Source organism: Paraburkholderia sp. SARCC-3016, assembly GCF_031119615.1.
Lineage (GTDB): Bacteria > Pseudomonadota > Gammaproteobacteria > Burkholderiales > Burkholderiaceae > Paraburkholderia.
On the sequence record NZ_JAVHZD010000026.1, the window covers coordinates 75,292 to 96,846 of the forward strand.

The 21,555-nt window shown below is 64.2% G+C and carries 18 protein-coding genes; 8 read left to right on the forward strand and 10 right to left on the reverse strand.

The window, feature by feature from the left end; all coding sequences use genetic code 11:
* Positions 1-286: 286 nt before the first annotated feature.
* From QYH69_RS24700 to QYH69_RS24710, 3 genes are all read left to right on the forward strand, one after another.
* Entirely contained in the window at positions 287-1,045 is a 759-nt protein-coding gene (locus QYH69_RS24700) for a colicin transporter (RefSeq protein WP_374992494.1), read from the forward strand.
* A gap of 163 nt (positions 1,046-1,208) precedes the next feature.
* Positions 1,209-1,421, forward strand: a complete 213-nt coding sequence (locus QYH69_RS24705; RefSeq protein ID WP_075156804.1) for a DUF465 domain-containing protein — start codon at positions 1,209-1,211, stop codon at positions 1,419-1,421.
* Between the two features lie 76 nt (positions 1,422-1,497).
* Complete coding sequence (locus QYH69_RS24710; RefSeq protein ID WP_308834358.1) at positions 1,498-3,936, forward strand: ATP-dependent DNA helicase; 2,439 nt, start codon at positions 1,498-1,500, stop codon at positions 3,934-3,936.
* Between the two features lie 264 nt (positions 3,937-4,200).
* Here the strand turns inward: QYH69_RS24710 and QYH69_RS36135 are convergent, their stop codons facing one another.
* Positions 4,201-4,491 (reverse strand): hypothetical protein, encoded by a 291-nt coding sequence (locus tag QYH69_RS36135; protein WP_374992489.1) that lies wholly within the window; start codon positions 4,489-4,491, stop codon positions 4,201-4,203.
* 231 nt (positions 4,492-4,722) lie between these two features.
* Positions 4,723-6,015, reverse strand: a complete 1,293-nt coding sequence (locus QYH69_RS24720) for a cupin domain-containing protein (RefSeq protein WP_308834360.1) — start codon at positions 6,013-6,015, stop codon at positions 4,723-4,725.
* A gap of 33 nt (positions 6,016-6,048) precedes the next feature.
* On the opposite strand from QYH69_RS24720, the gene QYH69_RS24725 reads away from it, so the two are divergent.
* Complete coding sequence (locus QYH69_RS24725; RefSeq protein WP_308834361.1) at positions 6,049-6,591, forward strand: peptidylprolyl isomerase; 543 nt, start codon at positions 6,049-6,051, stop codon at positions 6,589-6,591.
* Here the strand turns inward: QYH69_RS24725 and QYH69_RS24730 are convergent.
* The 4 genes from QYH69_RS24730 to QYH69_RS24745 form a co-directional block, all read right to left on the reverse strand.
* Positions 6,571-7,977, reverse strand: coding sequence for a hypothetical protein (locus tag QYH69_RS24730; protein ID WP_308834362.1), 1,407 nt, complete (start codon positions 7,975-7,977; stop codon positions 6,571-6,573). The two genes, QYH69_RS24725 and QYH69_RS24730, sit on opposite strands and share 21 nt — an antisense overlap.
* 76 nt (positions 7,978-8,053) lie before the next feature.
* Complete coding sequence (gene mutS, locus QYH69_RS24735; RefSeq protein WP_308834398.1) at positions 8,054-10,735, reverse strand: DNA mismatch repair protein MutS; 2,682 nt, start codon at positions 10,733-10,735, stop codon at positions 8,054-8,056.
* 229 nt (positions 10,736-10,964) lie between these two features.
* Positions 10,965-12,263, reverse strand: a complete 1,299-nt coding sequence (lplT, locus tag QYH69_RS24740) for a lysophospholipid transporter LplT (protein WP_308834363.1) — start codon at positions 12,261-12,263, stop codon at positions 10,965-10,967.
* Between the two features lie 65 nt (positions 12,264-12,328).
* The gene (locus QYH69_RS24745; protein WP_308834364.1) at positions 12,329-13,132 is read right to left on the reverse strand and encodes an inositol monophosphatase family protein; all 804 of its coding nucleotides are present in this window, start codon (positions 13,130-13,132) and stop codon (positions 12,329-12,331) included.
* Positions 13,133-13,622: 490 nt separating this feature from the next.
* Between QYH69_RS24745 and QYH69_RS24750 the strand changes: the two genes are divergently transcribed.
* Both QYH69_RS24750 and cysE read left to right on the forward strand, forming a co-directional pair.
* Complete coding sequence (locus QYH69_RS24750; protein ID WP_308834365.1) at positions 13,623-14,411, forward strand: RNA methyltransferase; 789 nt, start codon at positions 13,623-13,625, stop codon at positions 14,409-14,411.
* Positions 14,412-14,633: 222 nt separating this feature from the next.
* Positions 14,634-15,437: a serine O-acetyltransferase gene (gene cysE, locus QYH69_RS24755; protein WP_308834366.1), complete on the forward strand. Its 804-nt coding sequence runs from the start codon at positions 14,634-14,636 to the stop codon at positions 15,435-15,437.
* Positions 15,438-15,489: 52 nt separating this feature from the next.
* Here the strand turns inward: cysE and QYH69_RS24760 are convergent, their stop codons facing one another.
* From QYH69_RS24760 to QYH69_RS24775, 4 genes are all read right to left on the reverse strand, one after another.
* On the reverse strand, positions 15,490-16,287 hold the full coding sequence (locus tag QYH69_RS24760; RefSeq protein WP_308834367.1) for a UDP-2,3-diacylglucosamine diphosphatase: 798 nt from the start codon (positions 16,285-16,287) through the stop codon (positions 15,490-15,492).
* A gap of 114 nt (positions 16,288-16,401) precedes the next feature.
* Complete coding sequence (locus QYH69_RS24765) at positions 16,402-16,896, reverse strand: peptidylprolyl isomerase (RefSeq protein WP_308834368.1); 495 nt, start codon at positions 16,894-16,896, stop codon at positions 16,402-16,404.
* A 111-nt stretch (positions 16,897-17,007) separates the two neighbouring features.
* Complete coding sequence (locus tag QYH69_RS24770; protein WP_075156814.1) at positions 17,008-17,589, reverse strand: peptidylprolyl isomerase; 582 nt, start codon at positions 17,587-17,589, stop codon at positions 17,008-17,010.
* 119 nt (positions 17,590-17,708) lie between these two features.
* Positions 17,709-18,428: a tetratricopeptide repeat protein gene (locus QYH69_RS24775; protein WP_308834369.1), complete on the reverse strand. Its 720-nt coding sequence runs from the start codon at positions 18,426-18,428 to the stop codon at positions 17,709-17,711.
* A 371-nt stretch (positions 18,429-18,799) separates the two neighbouring features.
* Between QYH69_RS24775 and cysS the strand changes: the two genes are divergently transcribed.
* Positions 18,800-20,197 (forward strand): cysteine--tRNA ligase, encoded by a 1,398-nt coding sequence (cysS, locus tag QYH69_RS24780; protein ID WP_308834370.1) that lies wholly within the window; start codon positions 18,800-18,802, stop codon positions 20,195-20,197.
* Between the two features lie 47 nt (positions 20,198-20,244).
* Positions 20,245-21,255, forward strand: a complete 1,011-nt coding sequence (locus tag QYH69_RS24785) for a DNA-3-methyladenine glycosylase (RefSeq protein ID WP_308834371.1) — start codon at positions 20,245-20,247, stop codon at positions 21,253-21,255.
* Positions 21,256-21,555 lie beyond the last annotated feature (300 nt).

The following is a 21,555-nucleotide window of genomic DNA, read 5'->3' on the forward strand; positions in this document are numbered from 1 at the left end:
ACGCTTTGCGCGTGTGCCGACCGCCCCGTCACCGTCGTTCGCGCGGGTTTTCGCTTCGTGGTTTCGTGCCTCGTCCGCGCTTGCGGCGGCGGCCGTCAAGCGCGTTTCCGGCGCGCGCGCGATCGCGGCCTGCTCGCTGTGCGCGGCGCTTGTCATGCCGCTGCCGGGCCACGCACAGGAGCGGCCGCTCGCGGGGGCGGGCGCCGCGGTGTCAGCGACGACGTCCGGCAGCGGCGACGCCGCGCAGGGCGCCGACGCAACAGATGCCGCCGATGCCACCGATGCCATGGCTTCGGCCGCTTCGGGCGAGGGATCGTCCGCGGACCAGGCGTTTGCCGCGCGTCAGAAGGAACTCGACGATCGCAGCGCGGAGAACAACTACCAGTTCGCGGTCGAGCGGCACAACTGCTACGACACGTTCTTCGTCAATCATTGCGTGAACAAGGCGCGCGACAAGATGCGCGCGATCCAGGCCGACATTCGCAGCCAGCAGCTTGCGCTCGACGACGAAAAGCGTGCCGAGCACGCGCGGCAGCGCGACCAGCAGCAGGCGCTCAGACAGGCGCAGGACGAAGCGAACGCGCCGCAACGTGCCGCGCAGGACGCACGCAACCAGCAGGCCTTCGAAGACAAGCAGCGCCAGCACGCGCTCGACGAGGCGCAGCGCCAGTCCGAAGCGCCGCAGCGTGCGGCCAACGAGCAGGCGTACGAGCAGAAACAGCGCCAGTATGCGATCGATCAGGCGCAGCGCGGCATCAGCCCGAGCCAGGCGGCGGCCAATCAGAAGGCGTACGATCAGAAGCAGGCGGATTTCCAGCGTCAGCTCGACGAGGCGCATCGGCAGGCCGCGCAGAAGGCGCAGGAGCGTGCCGAGAAACAGCAGCGCTTCGAGCAGAAGCAGGTCGACGCCGCGCAGCACAGGAAAGATGTTGAAGCCCGCCAGAAGCAGGCGGCGGAAAAAGCGCAGCAGAAGCAACAGGATGAACTCAAGCAGCAACAGCAGTTCGAGCAGCAGCAACAACAACAGCAGCAGCAAAAGCAGTAGCCGTAGCAGCGACAGCAGTAACGCGTTTCAGGCCGGACAGCAACCTCGAGCGGGACGCGTGTGACAGTGGACCTCGGCAGATGCGCCGGCGCCTCTATCGCCGGACGACGCCGCCCGCGTTCACGATGCCGCGCGCTTCGCCCATTCTGGAGAGGAGGCGAGCATGCGCGCTCATCACGTCAACGCAGAAACACTTCGCGACCGCATTCTGCAACTGGAATCGGAGCATAGTGGGCTTGATCGGCTGATCGACAGGATGTCGGAAGAGCCCGGCGTCGACGACCTGGCGTTGCAGCGCCTTAAAAAACGCAAGCTCAAGCTGAAGGACACCATCATCCTGCTGCAATTGCAGCTCGAACCCGACGCGCACGGTTGAGCGTGGAACCTGGCAGGCGCCTGGGTCGACCACGCATTCGCGACGCTGACACCCGACTTTGCAGGAACCGCTTGCCTTGAACGCACCACTTGATTCTTCATCCCGCAATACGCCGGATGGGGCCGCTCATGCAGCCGCTCATGCAGCCAATAAGGCGTCCGCCAACGCAGCGCCTGGCACGGCTGCCAAAGATGCCGCGCGCGCCGAGCGCAATGCCGCGGGCATCGCACTGGCGTCGTCGCTTTCTGCGCGGCGCGCCGCGGAACTCGACGACATCTTCGCCGCCGACGGTCTGCTCGCCAGACAGATCGACGGCTATCGGTCGCGTGCATCGCAAATCGAAATGGCGCGCGCCGTGGCGGCGGCGCTCGAAGCGTCGGGCCGCGCCACGCCCGAGCCCGCGATGTTCGACGTGCAGCAGCGTCCCGCACGGCGCTTGCAGTCGTCCGCTTCGTCAGCCTCATCAGCCTCATCAGCTCTGTCTGCTCAGCAGCGCGGTACGCAGGACGGCGGCTTGGCGACCGCCGACGCCGACGCGAAAAACGAAGACACCGGCGAAAACACGCTCATCGTCGAAGCGGGCACCGGCACCGGCAAGACCTATGCGTATCTGGTGCCGGCGATGCTGTGGGGCGGCAAGGTCATCGTTTCCACCGGCACCAAGCATCTGCAGGACCAGCTGTTTCAGCGCGATATCCCGACCGTGCGCGACGCGCTCGCGGTGCCTGTCTCCGTTGCGATGCTGAAGGGCCGCGCGAACTATCTGTGCCACTACTATCTGCAGCGCACGGCCGACAATGGCCGCTTGCCTTCGCGTCAGGAGACGTCGTATTTGCAGGAGATCGTGCGTTTCGCGAAGATCACGCGCACCGGCGACAAAGCCGAGCTCGCGAGCGTGCCGGAAACGGCCGCGGTGTGGTCGATGGTGACGTCGACCCGCGATAATTGCCTCGGCCAGGAGTGTCCGCATTACAAGGAATGCTTCGTGATGCAGGCGCGCCGCGAAGCGCAGCAGGCCGACCTCGTCGTCGTCAATCACCATCTGTTTTTCGCCGACATCATGCTGCGCGATACCGGCATGGCGGAACTGTTGCCGACCGCGAATACGATCGTTTTCGACGAAGCGCATCAGCTGCCCGAAACGGCAACGCTTTTTTTCGGCGAGACATTGTCCACCGCGCAGTTGCTCGAACTCGCGCGCGATTCGGTTGCGGAAGGCCTTTCGAACGCGCGCGACGCAGTCGACTGGGTCAAGCTCGGTGCCGCGCTCGAACGCGCCGCGCGCGATGTGCGGCTGACGTTCAAGGAAGACTCGCTGCGTGTGTCGGTGGGTCAGCTGGCCGACGATCATCCGCTCTTTGCCGCGCTCGCTGCGGTGCAGGTCGAACTCGATGCGCTGACCGATGCGTTGGCAGGGCAGTCGGAGCGCGCGGAATCGATCGGCGCATGCCTGCGGCGTGCGAGGGAATTGCAGGATCTGCTGGCCGGATGGACCACGCTGCCCGCCGAAGCGCCCGAACGTTCGTCGCGCGACGCCGGGACAGGCCGCGACTCGCGCGCGACCAGCACCGGCGAAGGCGCTGCTCATGCCACGCAAGCCACGCAAGCCACGCAAGCCACGCAAGCCTCACGCGTCGAAGCGGAGTCGAACGAAAAGGTGCGGTGGATCGAAGTCTTTTCGCATACGGTGCAATTGCACGAGACGCCGCTCTCGGTTGCGCCGATTTTCGCGAAGCAGCGCGCGGGCGTGCCGCGCGCCTGGGTGTTCACGTCGGCGACGCTCTCGGTGCGCGGCGACTTTACGCACTACGCGGCGCAAATGGGCCTGAACGCGCGCCGCTCGATGACCTTGCCGAGTCCGTTCGATTACGAAACACAAGGCTTGCTGTACGTGCCGCGCAATTTGCCGCAGCCATCGTCGCCGGTATTCACCGATGCGGTATTCGATGCCGCGCTGCCGGCCATCGAAGCTTCGGGCGGCGGCGTATTCATGCTATGCACGACGCTGCGCGCCGTCGACCGGATCGCGACGAAGCTGCGCGATACGATCGAATCGCGCGCCTGGGATATGCCCTTGCTCGTGCAGGGCGATGCAAGCCGCACCGAACTGCTCGAGCGCTTTCGCGCGTATGGCAATGCGATTCTGGTCGGCAGCCAGAGCTTCTGGGAAGGCGTCGATGTGCGCGGCGATGCGCTGTCATTGGTCGTGATCGACAAGCTGCCGTTCGCGCCGCCCGACGATCCCGTGCTGTCCGCGCGTCTCGATGCGTTGACGAAGAAGGGGCTCAGTCCGTTTGCCGTGCACCAGTTGCCGCAGGCGGTGATCACGTTGAAGCAGGGTGCAGGGCGTCTGATTCGCGCCGAGACCGATCGCGGCGTGCTGATGATCTGCGATACGCGTCTTGTCGACAAACCGTATGGCCGGCGAATCTGGCAGAGCTTGCCGCCGTTCAAGCGCACGCGTGAGATCGACGTCGTGCGCGAATTCTTCGCCGATCGAACGCCTGGCGTTTAATATGCCGCGTGCATCGGTGTGCGTTGCGTGAGTCGTGCGGCGTGACGGTTGTCAATGCGCGTCGATGCGCCGCGTGCGGTTCATGGCGCGACGCGTCAAGCCGTTCGATGAGCGCCTGAAGCGCCGCGCGAAAACACGCTCGATCAGCCCTGAAAAGCAAAACGCCACGGAGATGATCCGTGGCGTTTTGACTATTCGCCTTCTGTGCGGCAGAACCGTGCGGCTTGCCCGCACAGTCGCCTTCCGGCGACCCTTCGCTACAGCTTACTGGCTTGCGCCCGAAGCCGGAGCGGCTGCCGAAGCGTCCGAAGCGGCAGCGCCTGCGTCCGAAGCAGCAGTCGAAGCCGAAGCAGCAGCGTCGCTCGCAGCAGCAGCAGCGCCCGAAGCGGCAGCAGCCGAATCCGAAGCGGCAGCGCCAGCGTCCGAAGCAGCAGCGGCCGGAGCCGATGCAGCAGCCGAGTCGCTAGCCGGGGCAGCAGCCTGGTCGCCGCTCTTGCTGCATGCAGCAAGTGCCATAGCCGCCAACAGAGATGCTACGAGGAGGGATTTCTTCATGATCACGTCCTTTTATGGTTAAAGGTAAGCAACAGCGCAAATTTACCGGTAATGTGCTCTAACACCGACCCGGGCCGCTGGTGGAGACGCACTTCATGAGCGTGAATCTTTCCCGTACGGCTTGGGCGGAAATTATATGCACTTTCGTATCGACCGTCGACAAATCCGGGGCCAATACGTTGTAGTTCCCAGACAAAATCCCATGATAAAGGTATATCAAGCGGCGAAATCTTATCCCAGTTCGCCTACCTGTATCCAGCCCGCACAATACCATTCGTGAAGTCGTGCTGTCATCGACGGATGCCGCGAGAGTGTTACAAAGCGTTTCCCGCTCAAACGGCGTCTATCGGCGAGTTCCGGAACCCATGTTTTAACCCCTGCAAGCGCATTTTCTTCGCCATTCAAATAGTACGCACGCCGGTCGTATAACAGCACACTTTTACGATCCAGACGAATACCGGCTTTAGACGCTTGCCTCACGAAACGCATCTCGTCGAGCGGCCGGCGCGGTGCATCGAATACGACGCTCGGTTTAGGCTCGCTAAGATACGTGCCAAGAAACGACGCGACGTCCGCGTCGTTCCATCTGACTTTAGCAAGGATCGCGCCCACCTTCTGGACAAGTGCGGCCGGCAGTTGCGCGGGCTGCGTGACGGCCGGCTGCTGCGGGTCGCGGTAGCGTTCATCCGAAACGTTTGCGCCCCGCCTTGCGCCGGTCCTTTCAGCAGGCCTTTCGACGAGCTTCTCTGCAAGGTGATAAAGGAATTGCGAGGTCAGTTCGGTCGCCGTCGGCGCGCGAAAGCCGATCGAACAGGTCATGCATTCGCCTTCTGCGACACCGTCATGTGCAATATGCGGAGGCAGGTACAACATGTCGCCCGGTTCCAGCAGCCATTCGGCGTCCGGTTCAAAGTGTTGTAGAACTTTCAACGGCAGGCCGGGCTCGAGCGTGAGGTCGCGCTGCGCTCCGATGCGCCACCGACGCCTGCCATGTACCTGCAGCAAAAACACATCGTATGAGTCGAAGTGCGGACCGACGCCGCCGCCATCGGTCGCGAATGAAATCATCAGGTCGTCGAGCCGCGCATCGGGAACGAAGCGAAAGCGGTCGAGCAGCATGCGCGCGCGTTCGTCGTGCAGATCGACGCCCTGCACGAGCAGTGTCCATGCGCGTTGTCTTAACGACGGCAGTTCGTCGCGCGCAAACGGACCGTGCTCGAGTGTCCACTTGTTGCGCGCATGCATGATGAGCCGGCTTTCGACCTCATCGCGACCGGCGAGCGCGAACAGTTCATCGCGCGCGAGCGGCAAGGCAGGAGCCGGTATCGCGCCGCGGATCAACAGCGGTTTTTTCTGCCAGTAGCGGCGCATGAATTGCGCGGGGCTGAGGTTGCCTAATAGCGCTGCCGGCACGTTCGGCGCGGGTGCCGCGAAGCGTGCAGAAGCCTGCGGATGGAACGTTTGATGCGAAGGAATCCGGGCTGAACCTGGGCTCGCCGGTTGGGCATTGGGCCGCTTGGGCATCGTATAATGAGAGCGGTAATCTTGGAGAGACGAATGAAGATCGCAAAGAACACCGTCGTATCGGTCGCCTACAAGCTATCGGATGCGCAAGGCAATCTGATCGAGGAGAGCGACGAGCCGATGGTCTATCTGCACGGCGGCTATGATGGCACGTTCCCCAAGATCGAGGAAGAGTTGGACGGGCGCGAGCCCGGCTTTCAGACGCAGATCCAGCTCGAACCGCAGGACGCATTCGGTGAATACGATCCTGAACTCGTGAAGATCGAACCGCGCGATCGCTTTCCCGAGCCGCTCGAAGTCGGCATGCAATTCGAAGGCACACCCGAAGAAGGCGATGAAGATCTCGATACGATGATCTACACGGTTACCGATGTCGCTGAAGACAAAGTCGTGCTCGACGGCAATCATCCGCTCGCGGGCATGGCGCTGCGTTTCGCGTTGACGGTCAAGGAAGTGCGCGAAGCAACCGAAGACGAGATCCAGCACGAACACGCGCATGGCGCCGATGGCCTCGAAGTCTACGACGACGAAGACGACGACGATCTCGAACCGAAGTCAGGGCCGACTCTGCACTGAACCTGCTGGCGCAGTCGTTCCCGGCGAAGGGGACGAAGTGGACGATCCGGGCGCACGCCCGATACCATCGGCCGCTTCGTCCCCTTTGCTTTGGGCGGCGCCGTGCGGCGTCCCGATCGTTCCAGGTGCCGGTGGAAACGCGGCTGGCGGGTTTTGCAACTGAGGTTGCAACTGTGGTTGCGGTTGCGGTTTCGGTTGAGGCTCGGGCAGAATCGGCGGCAATTCCGAAGCCGGCGAAAACTCGGGCACTGCGGGCATCGGCTCGGGCAGCGGATTGTAGTCGTCGCGCGCCGGCGGCGACGGCGTGGGCAACAGCGGCATGTCTTTCGGCACGTCGCGCACGCTGACGCGAAACGGCACGCGCCGTGCAAAATCAGCCTCGACCTGGACCCACTGCATGAGCCGATTGCGCGGCGCGATGGCCACGCGCGTGAGGTTCGTGACGAGCGCGCCCTTGTCGTTGCGCAACGGCTGGTCGATCGTAAAGCCGCCGCGCGATTTCTCGTCGTCCTGATGAATCACGAGCACGGGCCCGTGAAACGATTCGGCAAGCTTCACGAGGCTGCGCTTGAACTCCATATAGCCGTCGCGCGGCTTGTGTTCGAAACGCAGCCAGGCAAAACGCTCGCGCCGCTCATAGCGCTCCGGATCGAAATCTCCCTGCACGAACACGACCACTGCCTTTGCGTCGCGCCGTTTCGCGAATTCGGCCGCATGATCGAGCCAGAATGCGTTCGCGATCACGCGGTCCTCGAACTCGCCGTTACGGCCGCCCGCGGTCAGATAGTGGTTGTTGGGGCTCGGCACGTTGAGCCCGACGAATACCGTGTCGCCGAGTTGCCAGCGCACGTTTTCGCGATACGTGCGAAAGCGCGACACCTCGCTCTCGCGCGTGAGCGGCAGCGGGTTCTGGCCCATCGACGATTCGTCGATAAAAAGCGTCTGGCGCAACTGGTCGAGACGTTCGACCGGATCGAAACTGCCGGCCGCCGTTGTGCCGCAGTCTGCCCAGTCGTGCTGTCCGGGAATAAAGACGAGCGCCGGTTTCGATGCCTGCAGCAAGGCCTCGCGCGCTTCGAACAGCGAGTCGCGGCACGGTTCGCTGCCGCTCCTCAGGTTGCCGTCATAGACGATGAAAGCGATTTGCGGATCGCGGCCGATCGCGTCGATCAGCCTTTGCGTTGGCGCTTCGTCGGCGTTGCTCTGCAGCGTGCTGCCGATGACCGCGAACGCGTAGCGCGTGTCGCCGCCGTGGGTCGCATGGGCGGCGTAGGCGTTCACGGGCAGCCAGCCTGCGCAGGCGAGCGTGGCCGCGCTCAGCGTGACGCGCGCGGCATGTACGGATCGTGCGAGCCATGCCGCCCGTGGCGCGAGCGCGGAGTGCATCGACCGCGAGGTCGATGCAGCATGCGCGGGCCGCATCGACTGCGCGGCCCGCGCCGGACATGGGACCGATGCGCGTTCAGCGCTGCGCGTCCGGCGCCGCGGCCAGCTCATGTAACTCGTAAAGCAGATCGAGCGCGTCGCGCGGACGCAGCTCGTTCGGATCGATCGCGCGCAAGCGCTCGACAAGCGCATCGGCGAGCGGGTCGGCCGGTGCGCGCGCGGCATTGCCGTGACGGTCGTCGCGATAACCGTCGTAAGCGTCGTCGTCCGCATCCTCGACCATCGGCGGCGGCGCGAACAGATCGAGTTGCGGCGCGGGCTGCGCGGCCGACTGCTGTTCGAGATGCGCAAGATGTTTGCGCGCCGCGCGAATGACCGCCGACGGAACGCCCGCGAGTTGCGCAACCTGCAAGCCGTAGCTCTGGTTCGCCGGCCCCTCGTTGACCGCATGCAGGAACACGATGCCGTGCCCATGCTCGACCGCCGACAGATGCACGTTGGCTGCCTGCGGGAACTCCGCGGGCAGTTGTGTGAGCTCGAAGTAGTGCGTTGCGAAAAGCGTATGGCAGCCGTTATGCGCGAGCAGATGCCGTGCGATCGCCCATGCGAGCGCGAGGCCGTCGAAGGTCGACGTGCCGCGGCCGATTTCATCCATCAGCACGAGGCTTTGCGGCGTTGCATCGTTGAGGATCGCGGCCGCTTCGGTCATCTCGACCATAAACGTCGAGCGGCCGCCGGCGAGATCGTCGGCCGCGCCGATGCGCGTGAAGATGCGGTCGATCGGGCCGAACGATGCGCGCCGCGCGGGCACGTAGCTGCCCACATAGGCCATCAGCGCGATCAACGCGGTTTGCCGCATGAACGTCGACTTGCCGCCCATGTTCGGACCGGTGATCAGCAGCAGCTTGCGCTCGGGGCTCAACTGGCAGTCGTTGGCGATGAACTGCTCGACCTGCGCTTCGACGACCGGATGCCGGCCTTGCTCGATCTCGATGCCGCCTGCCGGCGTGAACGACGGCGCGACCCAGTCGAGCTCGCGGGCGCGTTCCGCGAAGGCCACGAGCAGATCGAGTTCGGCGAGCGCGCCGGCGACGCGCTGGCAGTCGGTGATAAACGGCAGCAGCGCTTGCAGCAGTGCGTCGTAGAGCGACTTCTCGCGTGCGAGCGCGCGTTCCTGCGCGGATAGCGCCTTGTCTTCGAATGTTTTCAGCTCGGGCGTGATGTAGCGTTCGGCGTTTTTCAGCGTCTGGCGGCGGCGATAGTCGTCGGGCACCTTGTCGGTCTGGCCGCGCGTCACTTCAATATAGAAACCGTGCACCTTGTTGTACTCGACGCGCAGATTGCCGATGCCGGTTCGCGCGCGTTCGCGCGTTTCGAGGTCGATCAGGTACTGGCCGCAGTTCTCCGAAATATCGCGCAATTCGTCGAGTTCGGCATCGTAGCCGCGCGCAATCACGCCGCCGTCGCGAATCATGGCCGCGGGTTCCGCTGCGATCGCGCGCGACAGCAGCTCGACGCATTGAGCCGGCGGTTCGAGCGACGCATCGAGGCGCGCGAGCGAATCCGCATTGGGCGCGACAGCGGCGAGTTGCGTACGCAGTTCGGGCAGCGCGATAAACGTATCGCGCAGGCTCGACAGATCGCGCGGCCGCGCCGACAGCAACGCGAGGCGCCCGGTGATGCGTTCGATGTCCGAGATCTGCCGTAACGCGCCGCGCAATGTATCGATGCTGGTCGAGGGGGTCAGTTGCGCGGATGCATCGAGCAGTGCGCCGATCGCCTGCTGACGCGCCTGCGCATACGACGCGTCGCGCGGCGGGTGATGGATCCAATGCCGCAGCAGGCGGCTGCCCATCGTCGTGCAGCAGGTGTCGAGCAATGAACAGAGCGTCGGCGATTCGGTGCCGCGCAGCGTTTCGGTCAGTTCGAGGTTGCGCCGCGTCGCCGGATCGAGACCGATGTATTCCGATTCGAGCTCGACCTTGAGGCTGCGCACATGCCGAAGCTGCTGGCCTTGCGTAGCTGCCGCGTAAAGCAGCAATGCGCCAGCTGCGCCACACGCGCAAGTCAGCGTTTGCGCACCGAAGCCGTCGAGGCTCGCGACGTCGAGCTGATCGCACAGACGCTGCTTGCCCGACGCGATATCGAAATGCCAGCCCGGTACGCGCGTGAGCGCGCCACTGCCGCTGCCGCTTGCGGGCGGTGTCCAGGCGTTGGCGTCCGCCGTCGACACGTCGGCGACGAGAATCTCGGCCGGGCGGATGCGTTCGAGCGCCGCTGCGACGCCATCGGGCGGAATCTCGGCGAGACGCAGCGCGCCGCTTGCGAGATTGAGCCACGCGAGGCCGACCGACGTCGCGACGCCGCGCCGGTTGTGCGCGACGCAGGTGGCCATCAGGTAGACATCGCTTTTGTCCGACAGCAGCGCCGCGTCGGTCAGCGTGCCGGGCGTGACGACGCGCACGACTTTGCGCTCGACCGGCCCCTTCGACGTGGCCGGGTCGCCGATCTGCTCGCAGATCGCGACCGATTCGCCGAGCTTGACGAGCTTCGCGAGATATTGTTCGACCGCGTGATGCGGCACACCCGCCATCTTGATCGGCGAGCCGGCCGATGCGCCGCGCTGCGTAAGCGTGAGGTCGAGCAGTCGCGCCGCTTTTTCGGCGTCGTCGAAGAAGAGCTCGTAGAAGTCGCCCATCCGGTAGAACACGAGCGTGCCCGGGTGCTCGCCTTTGATGCGGAGGTATTGCTGCATCATCGGCGTATGCGCAGCATCCGGCGCGCGAGCGGCGGCCGCCGCGGTGGTCGCAGTGGCCGCGGTGTCGTCAACGCCCCCAGGCGCTCCGGGTGCGCGAGGTGCTTCGTCGGCTGCGATTTGAATGCCCATCCTTGATGTCTTGAATGCGTTGCGGTTCAGGCCGAGAGTTTAACCCTTCGGCAGCGCGTGCGAACCCTGGCCAGACGGCCAGTTCATCCGCACCGCCGCTTCACTCGCGAATCATCGCGCCGAGATCGGCCTTTTTCGCACTGGCGGCGGTATGCCGCATGGCGAGCCACATCAGCATCGTAATGAAAGCGCCGAACGTTGCGATGATCCACGGCACCGTCATTCCGGCCGTCAGCAGCAACGCGTACGCGCCAAGCATCAGCAGCACGGCGAGATTCTGGTTGAAGTTCTGTACGGCGATCGAGTGCCCGGCGGAGAGCAGCGTCGCGCCGCGATGCTGAAGCAACGCGTTCATCGGCACGATAAAGAAGCCTGACAACGCGCCCAGCAGAATCATCAACGGATAGGCAAGGATGATGTAAACCGGCGCGAAGATCGAGCCGACGCGCAAGCCGGCTCCGGGCGGAAAAAGCCCCTTGCTATAGAACGCCATCGCCACCGCGACGACGCCCGCGACGATGCCCACCGGCAGCACGCGCAGCGATCCGCGCAACGGAATCCACGCGGCCGCGGCCGCGGCGCCAAGCGCGATGCCGATGCCGGCGACGCCCTGAATCACCGCGCCTTTCGATAGCGACAGGCCGAGATTCACGTCGGCCCACTTCAGCACGAGCAATTGCAGCGTAACCGCGCTGCCCCACATCAGCGTCGTGACCCAGAGTGCAATGCGGGCGAGCCGGTCGAGCCACAGCACGTTGAAGCAGCGGACGAATTCGCCGACCAGCTTGCCCGGCTCGTGCAGCCTGTTCTCGTAGCGCGCGCCGGTGTCGGGAATGCCGACGTTGAGCGCCGCCGCGCTCGCGTAGGTCAGCATGACGACGAGCATCGCGAGGTTCGCTGCGGTGTCGATGAACGGCAGATGCGCATGCGCGACGAAACGCGCCGCATAGGTGCTGATCAGCGCGCCGCCCATCACCGTGCCGACGATGGTCGACAGCACGGTAGCCGATTCGAGCCATGCATTCGCCACGACGAGCCGTTCGGCCGGCAGCAGCTCGGTCAGAATGCCGTACTTCGCCGGCGAATACGCGGCGGCGCCAAGGCCGACGACCGCATACGCGACCATCGGATGGACGCTGAAAATCATCAGCAGACAGCCGGCGGCTTTCAATGCGTTTGCGATGAACATCACATAGCGCTTTTGCAGTGCATCCGCGAACGCGCCGACGAACGGCGCGAGCAGCACGTACGACACCGTGAAGAGGATCTGCAGCAGCGGCGTGACCCAGGCCGGCGAACGGATGATCGTGAGCCGCTCGATCGCCGCGATCAGAATCGCATTGTCCGCGAGCGACGAGACGAATTGCGCGGCGATGATCGTGTAGAAGCCTTTTTTCATGGACTCGACTGAACGTCAGCGCGGAAACGACAAGGCGGCCGAAGCCGCCTTTCTGTTGACCGGCGTTACGCCGCCTGCTGTCTCGTGCGGCTGTAGCGCGACAGGATCGGCACCATCTGCGCGTAGATCTTCGGATTCGCCGCGACGATTTCGTGCACGTGCAGGAAATCGGAGTCGCCGGTGTAGTTGCCGACGAGGCCGCCCGCTTCGGTCACGAGCAGGCTGCCCGCCGCCATGTCCCACGCATTGATGCCCTGCTCGAAGAAACCGTCCATGCGGCCGGCCGCGACATTCGCGAGATCGAGCGCCGCGGCGCCGGGACGGCGCAGGCCCGCGCAGGCTTCGGTCATTTCGCCGAACAGCGTCGTGTAGGCGCCGAGGCCGTTCTTGTCGCGAAACGGAAAGCCGGTGCCGATCAGCCCGTCGGCGAGGCGGTCGCGCCGGCCGACGCGGATGCGCCGGTCGTTCAGATACGCGCCGCGGCCGCGCGATGCGGTGAAAAGATCGTTGCGCGTCGGATCGTAGACGACGGCCTGCGTGACGATGCCTTTATGCGCGAGCGCAATCGACACGCAGTAGTACTGGAAACCGTGGATGAAATTCGTCGTGCCGTCGAGCGGATCGATGATCCACTGGTACTCGGATTCGTTTTCGGATTGGCCCGATTCTTCGGCGAGGATCGCGTGATCGGGGTAGGCGGTGGCCAGCGTTTCGATGATCGCCGCTTCGGACGCTTTGTCGACTTCCGTGACGAAATCATTGTGCTGCTTCTTCGAAACCTGGATCAGATCGAGATCGAGCGAGGCCCGATTGATGATCTGTCCGGCGCGGCGGGCGGCCTTGACCGCAATGTTGAGCATGGGATGCATGAGTCGGGATCCTTTTGCCGATGATGAATACGGCGAGCCGGGCACGGCGGCAGCGGACTGCCGCGCAACGGTCACCGCAGGTAGGGCAGAGCCGTTTTGCGAATGTTCCGTCGACGAAAACGAATTGGATAAGAGCGAGGCGTCGGGTTGCACCACGGCGCGCGAGTAGCGTGATTTTACCCGAGTCTTCCGCTTTCCGGCGTGCAGCAGCGGGCGCACGGCGGCGCATCCGCATCCGCATCGGCACCCACGCGGCCGGCCAGGCCGCGGCAAACCGGCGCGCGACGCAAGCGTGGAAAGAGGGCACGAGTTGGCGCTACCATAGCTCTTCTTTCGTCTTCCGCTTCTTATCGTGGTCCGACCGCACGCCCCTTCGAACACTGCTTCGAACGCCACTTCGAACGCCACATCGCACGCCCCGTCGAACGCCGAGGCGCACGCATCCCGTTCGCCGACCGCTTCGTCGGCAGCCGACGACGCCGCCAGCCCGATGTCCGGCGGCTTCACGTCGACGCGCTTCGTGCTCGTCGAGCCGAGCCATCCGGGCAACGTCGGCGCCGCTGCACGCGCGCTGAAAACGATGGGCTTCTCGCGGCTCGTGCTCGTCGCGCCGCGCGTCGCGAACGTGCAGAACGATCCGGAAGCGATCGCGATGGCAAGCGGCGCCGACGACGTGCTGGCGAGCGCGCACGTCGTGCCGACGCTTGCCGATGCATTGTCGGGCGCGCAATGGTCGCTCGCATTGACCGCACGCTCGCGCGAATACGGGCCGCCGCGGCTCGCGCCGCGCACCGCGGCGGCGCGCGCGCGCGAATACGCGGCGCACGGCGATATTGCGCTCGTTTTCGGCAACGAGCGCACGGGCCTGTCGAACGAAGACGTCGAACGCTGCAGCGCGCTCGCGCATATTCCCGCGAACCCCGCTTACAGTTCGTTGAACCTGGCGCAGGCCGTGCAGGTGCTGTCATACGAACTGCGCATCGCGTATCAGGAAGCGCCCGACAGCCCGTTATCGGCCGGCGCTTCGACTTTCGCCGCGGGCGGTGCGGACGCGAGCGCGCGCGCGGCGAGCGATGAAGTCGAGCGTATGTTCGTGCATCTCGAGAATGCGTTGATCGCACTCGACTTCCTCGATCCCGCCAACCCGAAAAAGTTGATGTCGCGGCTGCGGCGGCTCTTTGCGCGCGCGGGACTCGAGCGCGAGGAAGTCAACATCGTGCGCGGCATCGCGAAACATATCCTGCTGAAAGCTGAAGGAAGGGATAACGAAATGCCTTGAGCGTTGTGTCGGCACGCGCAGTGCGCGTGCCGACTGCAGGCACCGATGCGGTTCGACCTTGACGGCGGGATGGGCATCGGCAGATTCGCGCGAATCGACCTACAATCGCCGGAAACGTCATAAGCAAAGCAGCCTGCGCGATATGTCGCGCGCCGCGGGTTATGCATCGCCTGTGCATGTTTAGCAGAACCATTCCCCGACACTTCCAGGACGGCGCCAGCCATGTTCACGAGACTTCGCGAAGACATCGCCACGATCCGCGAGCGCGATCCCGCCGCGCGCAGCGCGTGGGAAGTGCTCACGTGCTACCCGGGCTTGCATGCGCTTCTACTGCATCGTTTGTCGCACGCGTGCTGGCGCGCGAAACGCTACTGGATCGCGCGCGTCGTCTCGCAGATCGGGCGCTTTCTGACCGGCATCGAGATCCACCCGGGCGCGACGGTCGGCCGTCGTGTGTTTATCGATCACGGCATGGGCGTGGTGGTCGGCGAAACCGCGGTGATCGGCGACGACTGCACGATCTACCAGGGCGTGACGCTCGGCGGCACGTCGCTCACGCGCGGCGCGAAGCGGCATCCGACGCTCGAACGCGGCGTGATCGTCGGCGCGGGCGCGAAAGTGCTCGGCGGGTTCACGATCGGTGCCGATGCCAAGATCGGCTCGAATGCGGTCGTCGTGAAGCCGGTGCCGGCGGGCGCGACCGCGGTCGGCAATCCCGCGCGCGTGATCGCGCCCGCGTCTGCTACGCGTGGAGCGGCCGATGCAGCGCAACCCGCGGCCGCGCGTTCGGAGTTCTGCGCATACGGCATCACGCCGAATGCGGACGATCCGGTCTCGCTCGCGATTCACGGGCTCATCAATCACGCGGCGACTCAGTCGCTGCGCATCGACGAAATTGTCGCCGCGCTCGAACGGCTCGGCGCGAGTCTCGAGGCGCTGCAGGGCGCCGATGCGGCGCTGTTCGATCTGAAGCGTTTGTCGGCTGCGCTGGAAGGGAAGGTCGAGCCGGGCACGGAGCCGCACTGACTGCATCGAAGCGACCCCACGCGCCACGCTAGGCGACGCGGGGCGAGACCGCTCAATCGAGCGGCAGCGCCCGGATTCCTTCCGCATCGATGCGCAGATAACCGCCACGGCGTTCGCCGTGGTCGAGGTCCCAATCCGGCAGCACCCAGCGCGTGCCGCCCGCTTCGCGATGGCGGGCGGGACGGTGCGTATGGCCGTGGATGATCGTCGCCGTGCCGGTTCGCTTGAAGAGCGCCGCAATTCCCTGCCGGGTCACGTCGTAGCGCGGCGATACGGGCCGCGCGCGGTTTTCGTCGCCCGTGCGGCGCATGCGCTCGGCGAGCGCCTTGCGCCATCGGTATGGCCACAACAGAAAGAGCCACTGTGCGAAACGGTTGCGCGCGATGCGGCGAAAGCGCAGATAGCTGCGATCGTCGGTGCATTGGCCATCGCCGTGCGCGAGCGCGATGCGCGTGCCGAACGACGTGATCACGAACGGGTCCGGCAGCCAGATCGCGCCGGCCGCTTTCATGAAGCGCTTGCCCAGCAGGAAGTCGCGGTTGCCGTGCATCACGTAGAGCGCGATGCCGCGCTCCGACAGCGTGTGCATCAGCGCGGCCATGCGCGCGGGAAACGGTTCGGCGAGCATGTCGTCGCCAATCCAGTATTCGAACAGATCGCCGAGGATAAACACCGAATCGGCATGCTCGGCGTTGACGCGGATGAAATGCTCGAACGCGGCCACCGTGCGCGGCATCGCCTCGGACAGGTGCAGATCCGACAGGAAATAAAACGGACGTGCGGCGTGCGGGCGCTTGCCCTCGCCGGGCACGCCCGCGGCGACGCTTCGCAGCGGCGTTTCTTGCAGCATCGACGGTATTTTCTGTTGATTGCTCGTTTTGCGATTATGGAATAGCTGCAGCCGCCCGGCGAATCGTGACGACAGGCGTATCGCCGCTATCGAACGGCGACACGCCTCGTATGGCTATTCGACCACGACGGCCTTCTCGATGACTACGTCGTCGACGGGTACGTCCTGGTGAAAGCCCTTCGAACCCGTTTTCACCTTGCGGATGTTGTCGACCACATCGAGGCCATCGACGACCTTGCCGAACACCGCATAGCCCCAGCCTTGCGGCGTCGGCGACGAATGGTTGAGGAAATCGTTGTCGTTGACGTTGATGAAGAACTGCGCGGTGGCCGAATGCGGATCGTTCGTGCGGGCCATCGCAACCGAGCCCTTCACGTTCTTGAGGCCATTGTTCGCTTCGTTGTCGATCGGCGCTTGCGTCGTCTTCTGCTTCATGCCGGGTTCGAAGCCGCCGCCCTGGATCATGAAGCCGTCGATCACACGGTGAAACACCGTGTTGTCGTAGTGGCCGGCCTTCACGTAGTTGAGGAAATTCTCGACCGTCTTCGGCGCTTTGTCCGCGTCGAGTTCGAGCTTGATGACGCCGTGATTCGTATGCAGTTCAACCATGATGGATTCCTTGATCAGAGCGGGTGAATGAGCGGGTGAATGAGCGCGTGAGCGAGCAGGTGAACGAGTGGGTAGCGACAGGCGCCGCAAGAAGCGCGCCCTCCCAGATTACTACTTGCTGACCACCGTCGCCGACTCGATCACGATCGGCTTTTGCGGCACATCGCTCATGGGGCCGCGCGTGGTGGTCGGGGTGCCTTCGATTTTCTTCACGACGTCCATGCCCGACGTGACCTTGCCGAACACGGCGTAGCCGTTGCCGTCGGGATTCGGATAGTCGAGATTCGCGTTGTCGACGGTGTTGATGAAGAATTGCGCGGTGGCCGAATTCGGATCGCCCGTGCGCGCCATCGCGATCGTGCCGGTCACGTTCTTGAGACCATTGCGGCTTTCGAGCGGAATCGGCGCGCGCGTCGGTTTTTCGGCGAAGCTCGTCGTGTAGCCGCCGCCCTGGATCATGAAGCCCGGAATCACACGGTGGAAGATCGTGCCGTTGTACTGGCCGGACTTCACGTAGTCGAGGAAATTGGCGACCGTCTTCGGCGCTTTCTCGGGATACAGTTCGACGCGAATATCGCCATCCGAAGTCTTGAAGAGGACAGACGGATGCGCGGTTTGCGCTGCGGACTGTGCGAACGCGGGTGCGTTCGCGACGAGGGCGGCGCTGCCGAGCGCCAGCAACAAGCGTTTCATGGAGTTCCTCGGGTTAGGGAAAAAACGCGGGATGAACGCGGAAAGGAGGTACGAAAGAGCGCACGAAACAGCGCCGAAAAAGCGCAGCACAGGCGCGCCCGTCAGTCGACGCGCATCGCTTACCGCGGCGGCGCGACGTACGGCGGAATGGCAAGCGAACCGCTCGTCGGGCCGCCGAACTGGAACGAGGGCGTCTCCACGATGTTCGATGTGGCGCGCGTCGTGTAATCCGATTCGGACGGCGTGGCGCGCGCCGCCGCGCGCTTCGGCGGCGACACGATCTTCTCGATGTCCGCGAGACGCTGTTGCGTCGTGCCGGTCGCCGCGCCGAGGCTCTGCGCGCGTCGATAGGCCTGGTCGGCCATACGCAGATAGAGATCGCCGAGATTTGCGTACGCGAGCCCGTAGCCGGGATTCGCCTTGGTTGCCGTTTCGAGCGCGGCGCGCGCGTCGCCGTAGCGGCCCTGCTTCGCATAGAGCGCGGCAAGATTGTTGTACGGCTCGGGCAACTCGGGGTACATCTCGGTCAGTTCGGTGAACCCGGCGATCGCGTCGTCGGTGCGATTCATGCGTGCAAGCACGGTGGCGCGCTTGAACTTCGCCTGCGCGTCACGCGGATTCTGCGCGATGCGCGCGTTGAGTTCCGCGAGCGCTGCGCTCCAGTTCTTTTGCGTGATCGATGCGTCGGCCTCCGGTGTTGCGTCGCGTGTGGCCGGAGCGTGCGATACGACGTCGCTTTTTTGTGCATACGCGCTCGTGCCGGGCGCGATCAGCAACGCCAATGCAAAGAGCGCCGCAATGTGCGCGACGCCTCGTGCGCGGCCGCTGGAAGATTTCATAGGGAAGAGGTCTGGATGTTATACTCCGACCCATTCTAACAAAAGGTCTGCGCGTTTTCGTCGCGTGTTTCGTCGAACCACAGACTGTCTTTCGCCACTCGTGGTCGTCTCCGCTTTGATGGCAGTGTGATCGCCGCACCAGGTGCGCGATCGGTTTCCGAAGGATCCGTGCCGGGTGAGTGTTGTGTAGTGGAGGCTTGCCCGCCTGCTTTCATCCGGTCTCCGGTCACACCGCCGATCATGTCGTCGCACCATGTGTCCGTTACCGCCATAATCAGTCGCATGTGCGGTTCATCGCATGGGTTCATCGCCTTATGGCGCGGCATGAACGAGCACAACGCGGATTTCTTTCGGCCCACGCATCGTTCTCTATGGAATCACTGCGCATCTACAACACGCTCGCGCGTGACAAGCAAACTTTCGTGCCACTGCAGGACGGCGTGGTGCGCATGTACGTGTGCGGCATGACCGTGTACGACTACTGTCACATCGGCCATGCGCGCGTGATGGTCGTGTTCGACATCGTCCAGCGGTGGCTGCGCACGCTCGGTTACAACGTAACGTACGTGCGCAACATCACCGACATCGACGACAAGATCATTCGCCGCGCCGTCGAGAACGGCGAGACGATCAAATCGCTGACCGACCGTTTCATTCGGGCAATGCACGAAGATGCGGATGCGCTCGGCGTGCAGCGTCCGGACCTCGAGCCGCGCGCGACTGCTTTCATTCCGCAGATGCTCGGCATGATCGAAACGCTCGAAGCGAAGGGCTTCGCGTATCAGGCGGCCGACGCAGATGTCAACTATGCCGTGCGCAAGTTCGCCGGCTACGGCAAGCTCTCGGGCAAGTCGCTCGAAGATCTGCGCGCGGGCGAACGCGTCGCGGCGAACGATGCGAAGCAGGATCCGCTCGACTTCGTTCTGTGGAAGCAGTCGAAACCCGACGAGCCCGCCGACACCGGCTGGGAATCGAAGTACGGGCGCGGCCGTCCCGGTTGGCATATCGAATGCTCGGCGATGAGCTGCACGTTGCTCGGCGAACATTTCGACATTCACGGCGGCGGGCAGGACCTGCAGTTTCCGCACCACGAGAACGAGATCGCGCAGAGCGAGGCCGCAACCGGGCAAACGTATGTGAATACGTGGATGCACAACGGCTTCGTGCAGATCGACAACGAGAAGATGTCGAAATCGCTCGGCAACTTCTTTACGATTCGCGAGGTGCTCGCGCAATACGATGCCGAGGTTGTGCGGTTCTTCATCGCGCGTGCACACTATCGGTCGCCGCTCAACTACAGCGACGCGCACCTCGACGATGCACGCAACGCACTCACGCGTCTTTACACGGCGTTGAAAGACGCGAGCGGCGACGGTGCGCCGCTCGACTGGAACGAAGCGCATGCCGCGCGCTTTCGCGAGGCGATGAACGACGACTTCAATACGCCGGTGGCGGTCGCCGTGCTGTTCGAGCTCGCAAGCGAAGTAAACCGTACGCGTGACGCGGCGTTAGCACGGCAATTGCGTGGGCTTGCGCATGTAATCGGTTTCCTTGACCGTGAGCCGCGCGAGTTCCTGCAGCAGGCGGCGGGCGGTGTGAAAGAGGGTGGGCTCGAGGCGGCGCAAATCGAAGCGAAGATCGCTGCGCGCGTTGCCGCGAAGCAGGCAAAAAACTATGCCGAGGCGGACCGGATTCGCGCGGAGTTGCTCGAATCCGGGGTTGCACTTGAAGACAAACCCGGTGGGTTGACCGAGTGGCGGCGCGTGTAAGCGCACCTCGTTTTTCACTCTGATCGTCTCACCAGGCAGGAGGCAGGATGGCAACGGCCACGAAGACGCCGGCTAAACGTGCCGCGTCTCAAACCAGAACGGCATCTGCAGTCAAACGTGTGCGCGCGGACAACGCGGCGCAAAGCGCGGCGAAGGGCACAGCGAGGGGCGCGACGCAAACGGTGCCGCGCAAGGCAGGTGCAAAGCGCGTGCTGAACGGTGCGGCGGGTCCGGCTGACGCAATGACGGTCAAGGCGTCGCGCTCGCGCGCGAAGGCCGCGGTGAGCGGCAATGGCGAATTGCCGGCCGAACTGGCGGGCACGCAGCAGACCTTCGAAGCGGATACGCTCCATGAGGGCGAAGTCGTGCGCAAGACGCGTGCATCCGTCGATACCGAGGTCGCCGTGCCGGTGCAGATCGGCGGTCTCGCGCCTGAAGTCACGCGGCCTGCGTATTGGGACAAAGCATGTGCCGATCTCGTCAAGCGCGACCGCATTCTGAAGAAGCTGATTCCGAAATTCGGACCTGTGCATCTGCTAAGCCGCGGCGATTCGTTCGTCACGCTGGCGCGCTCGGTCGTTGGTCAGCAGATTTCGGTTGCGAGTGCGCAAGCCGTTTGGGAACGCATCGAAAGTGCATGTCCGAAGCTCGTGCCGCAGCAGATCATCAGGCTCGGCGCCGCGAAACTGATCGCGTGCGGACTGTCGAAGCGTAAAACCGAGTACATTCTCGATCTCGCGCAACACTTCGTGTCGGGCGCGTTGCACGTCGGCAAGTGGACGTCGATGGACGATGAAGCGGTGATCGCCGAACTCACGCAGATTCGCGGTATTGGCCGCTGGACTGCTGAGATGTTCCTGATCTTCAACCTGTCGCGCCCCGATGTACTGCCGCTCGACGACCTCGGGCTGATTCGCGCGATCAGCGTGAATTATTTCAGCGGCGAGCCTGTTACGCGCAGCGAAGCGCGCGAAGTCGCAGCAAACTGGGAACCGTGGCGCACGGTCGCGACGTGGTACATGTGGCGCAGTCTCGATCCGCTGCCGTCGGACGAATAACGCCGCGCAGCGTGCATGCGGCACGCGGCCGCAGTCGCCCCGTCCGTTGCGTCCGCTCGTTGCATCCGCTTGTTGCACCCGAGTGTGCGGCGGGTCACATGGCGACGTGCATGGCGGCCGCGACAAAAGGCACCATAACGACTGTTGCAAGCGGCGTCCCCCGCGAGCGAGGCGAGCCTCGCCGGGAGCATGCACGAGCGGGTGCTATCGAATTTGGGATCTAATAGTTTTGAGACGGTTTGGACAGCGGCGGGCGCGGTTAGAATACGCGCTGCCGGTAAGTCGAAGGATTAAAAACCA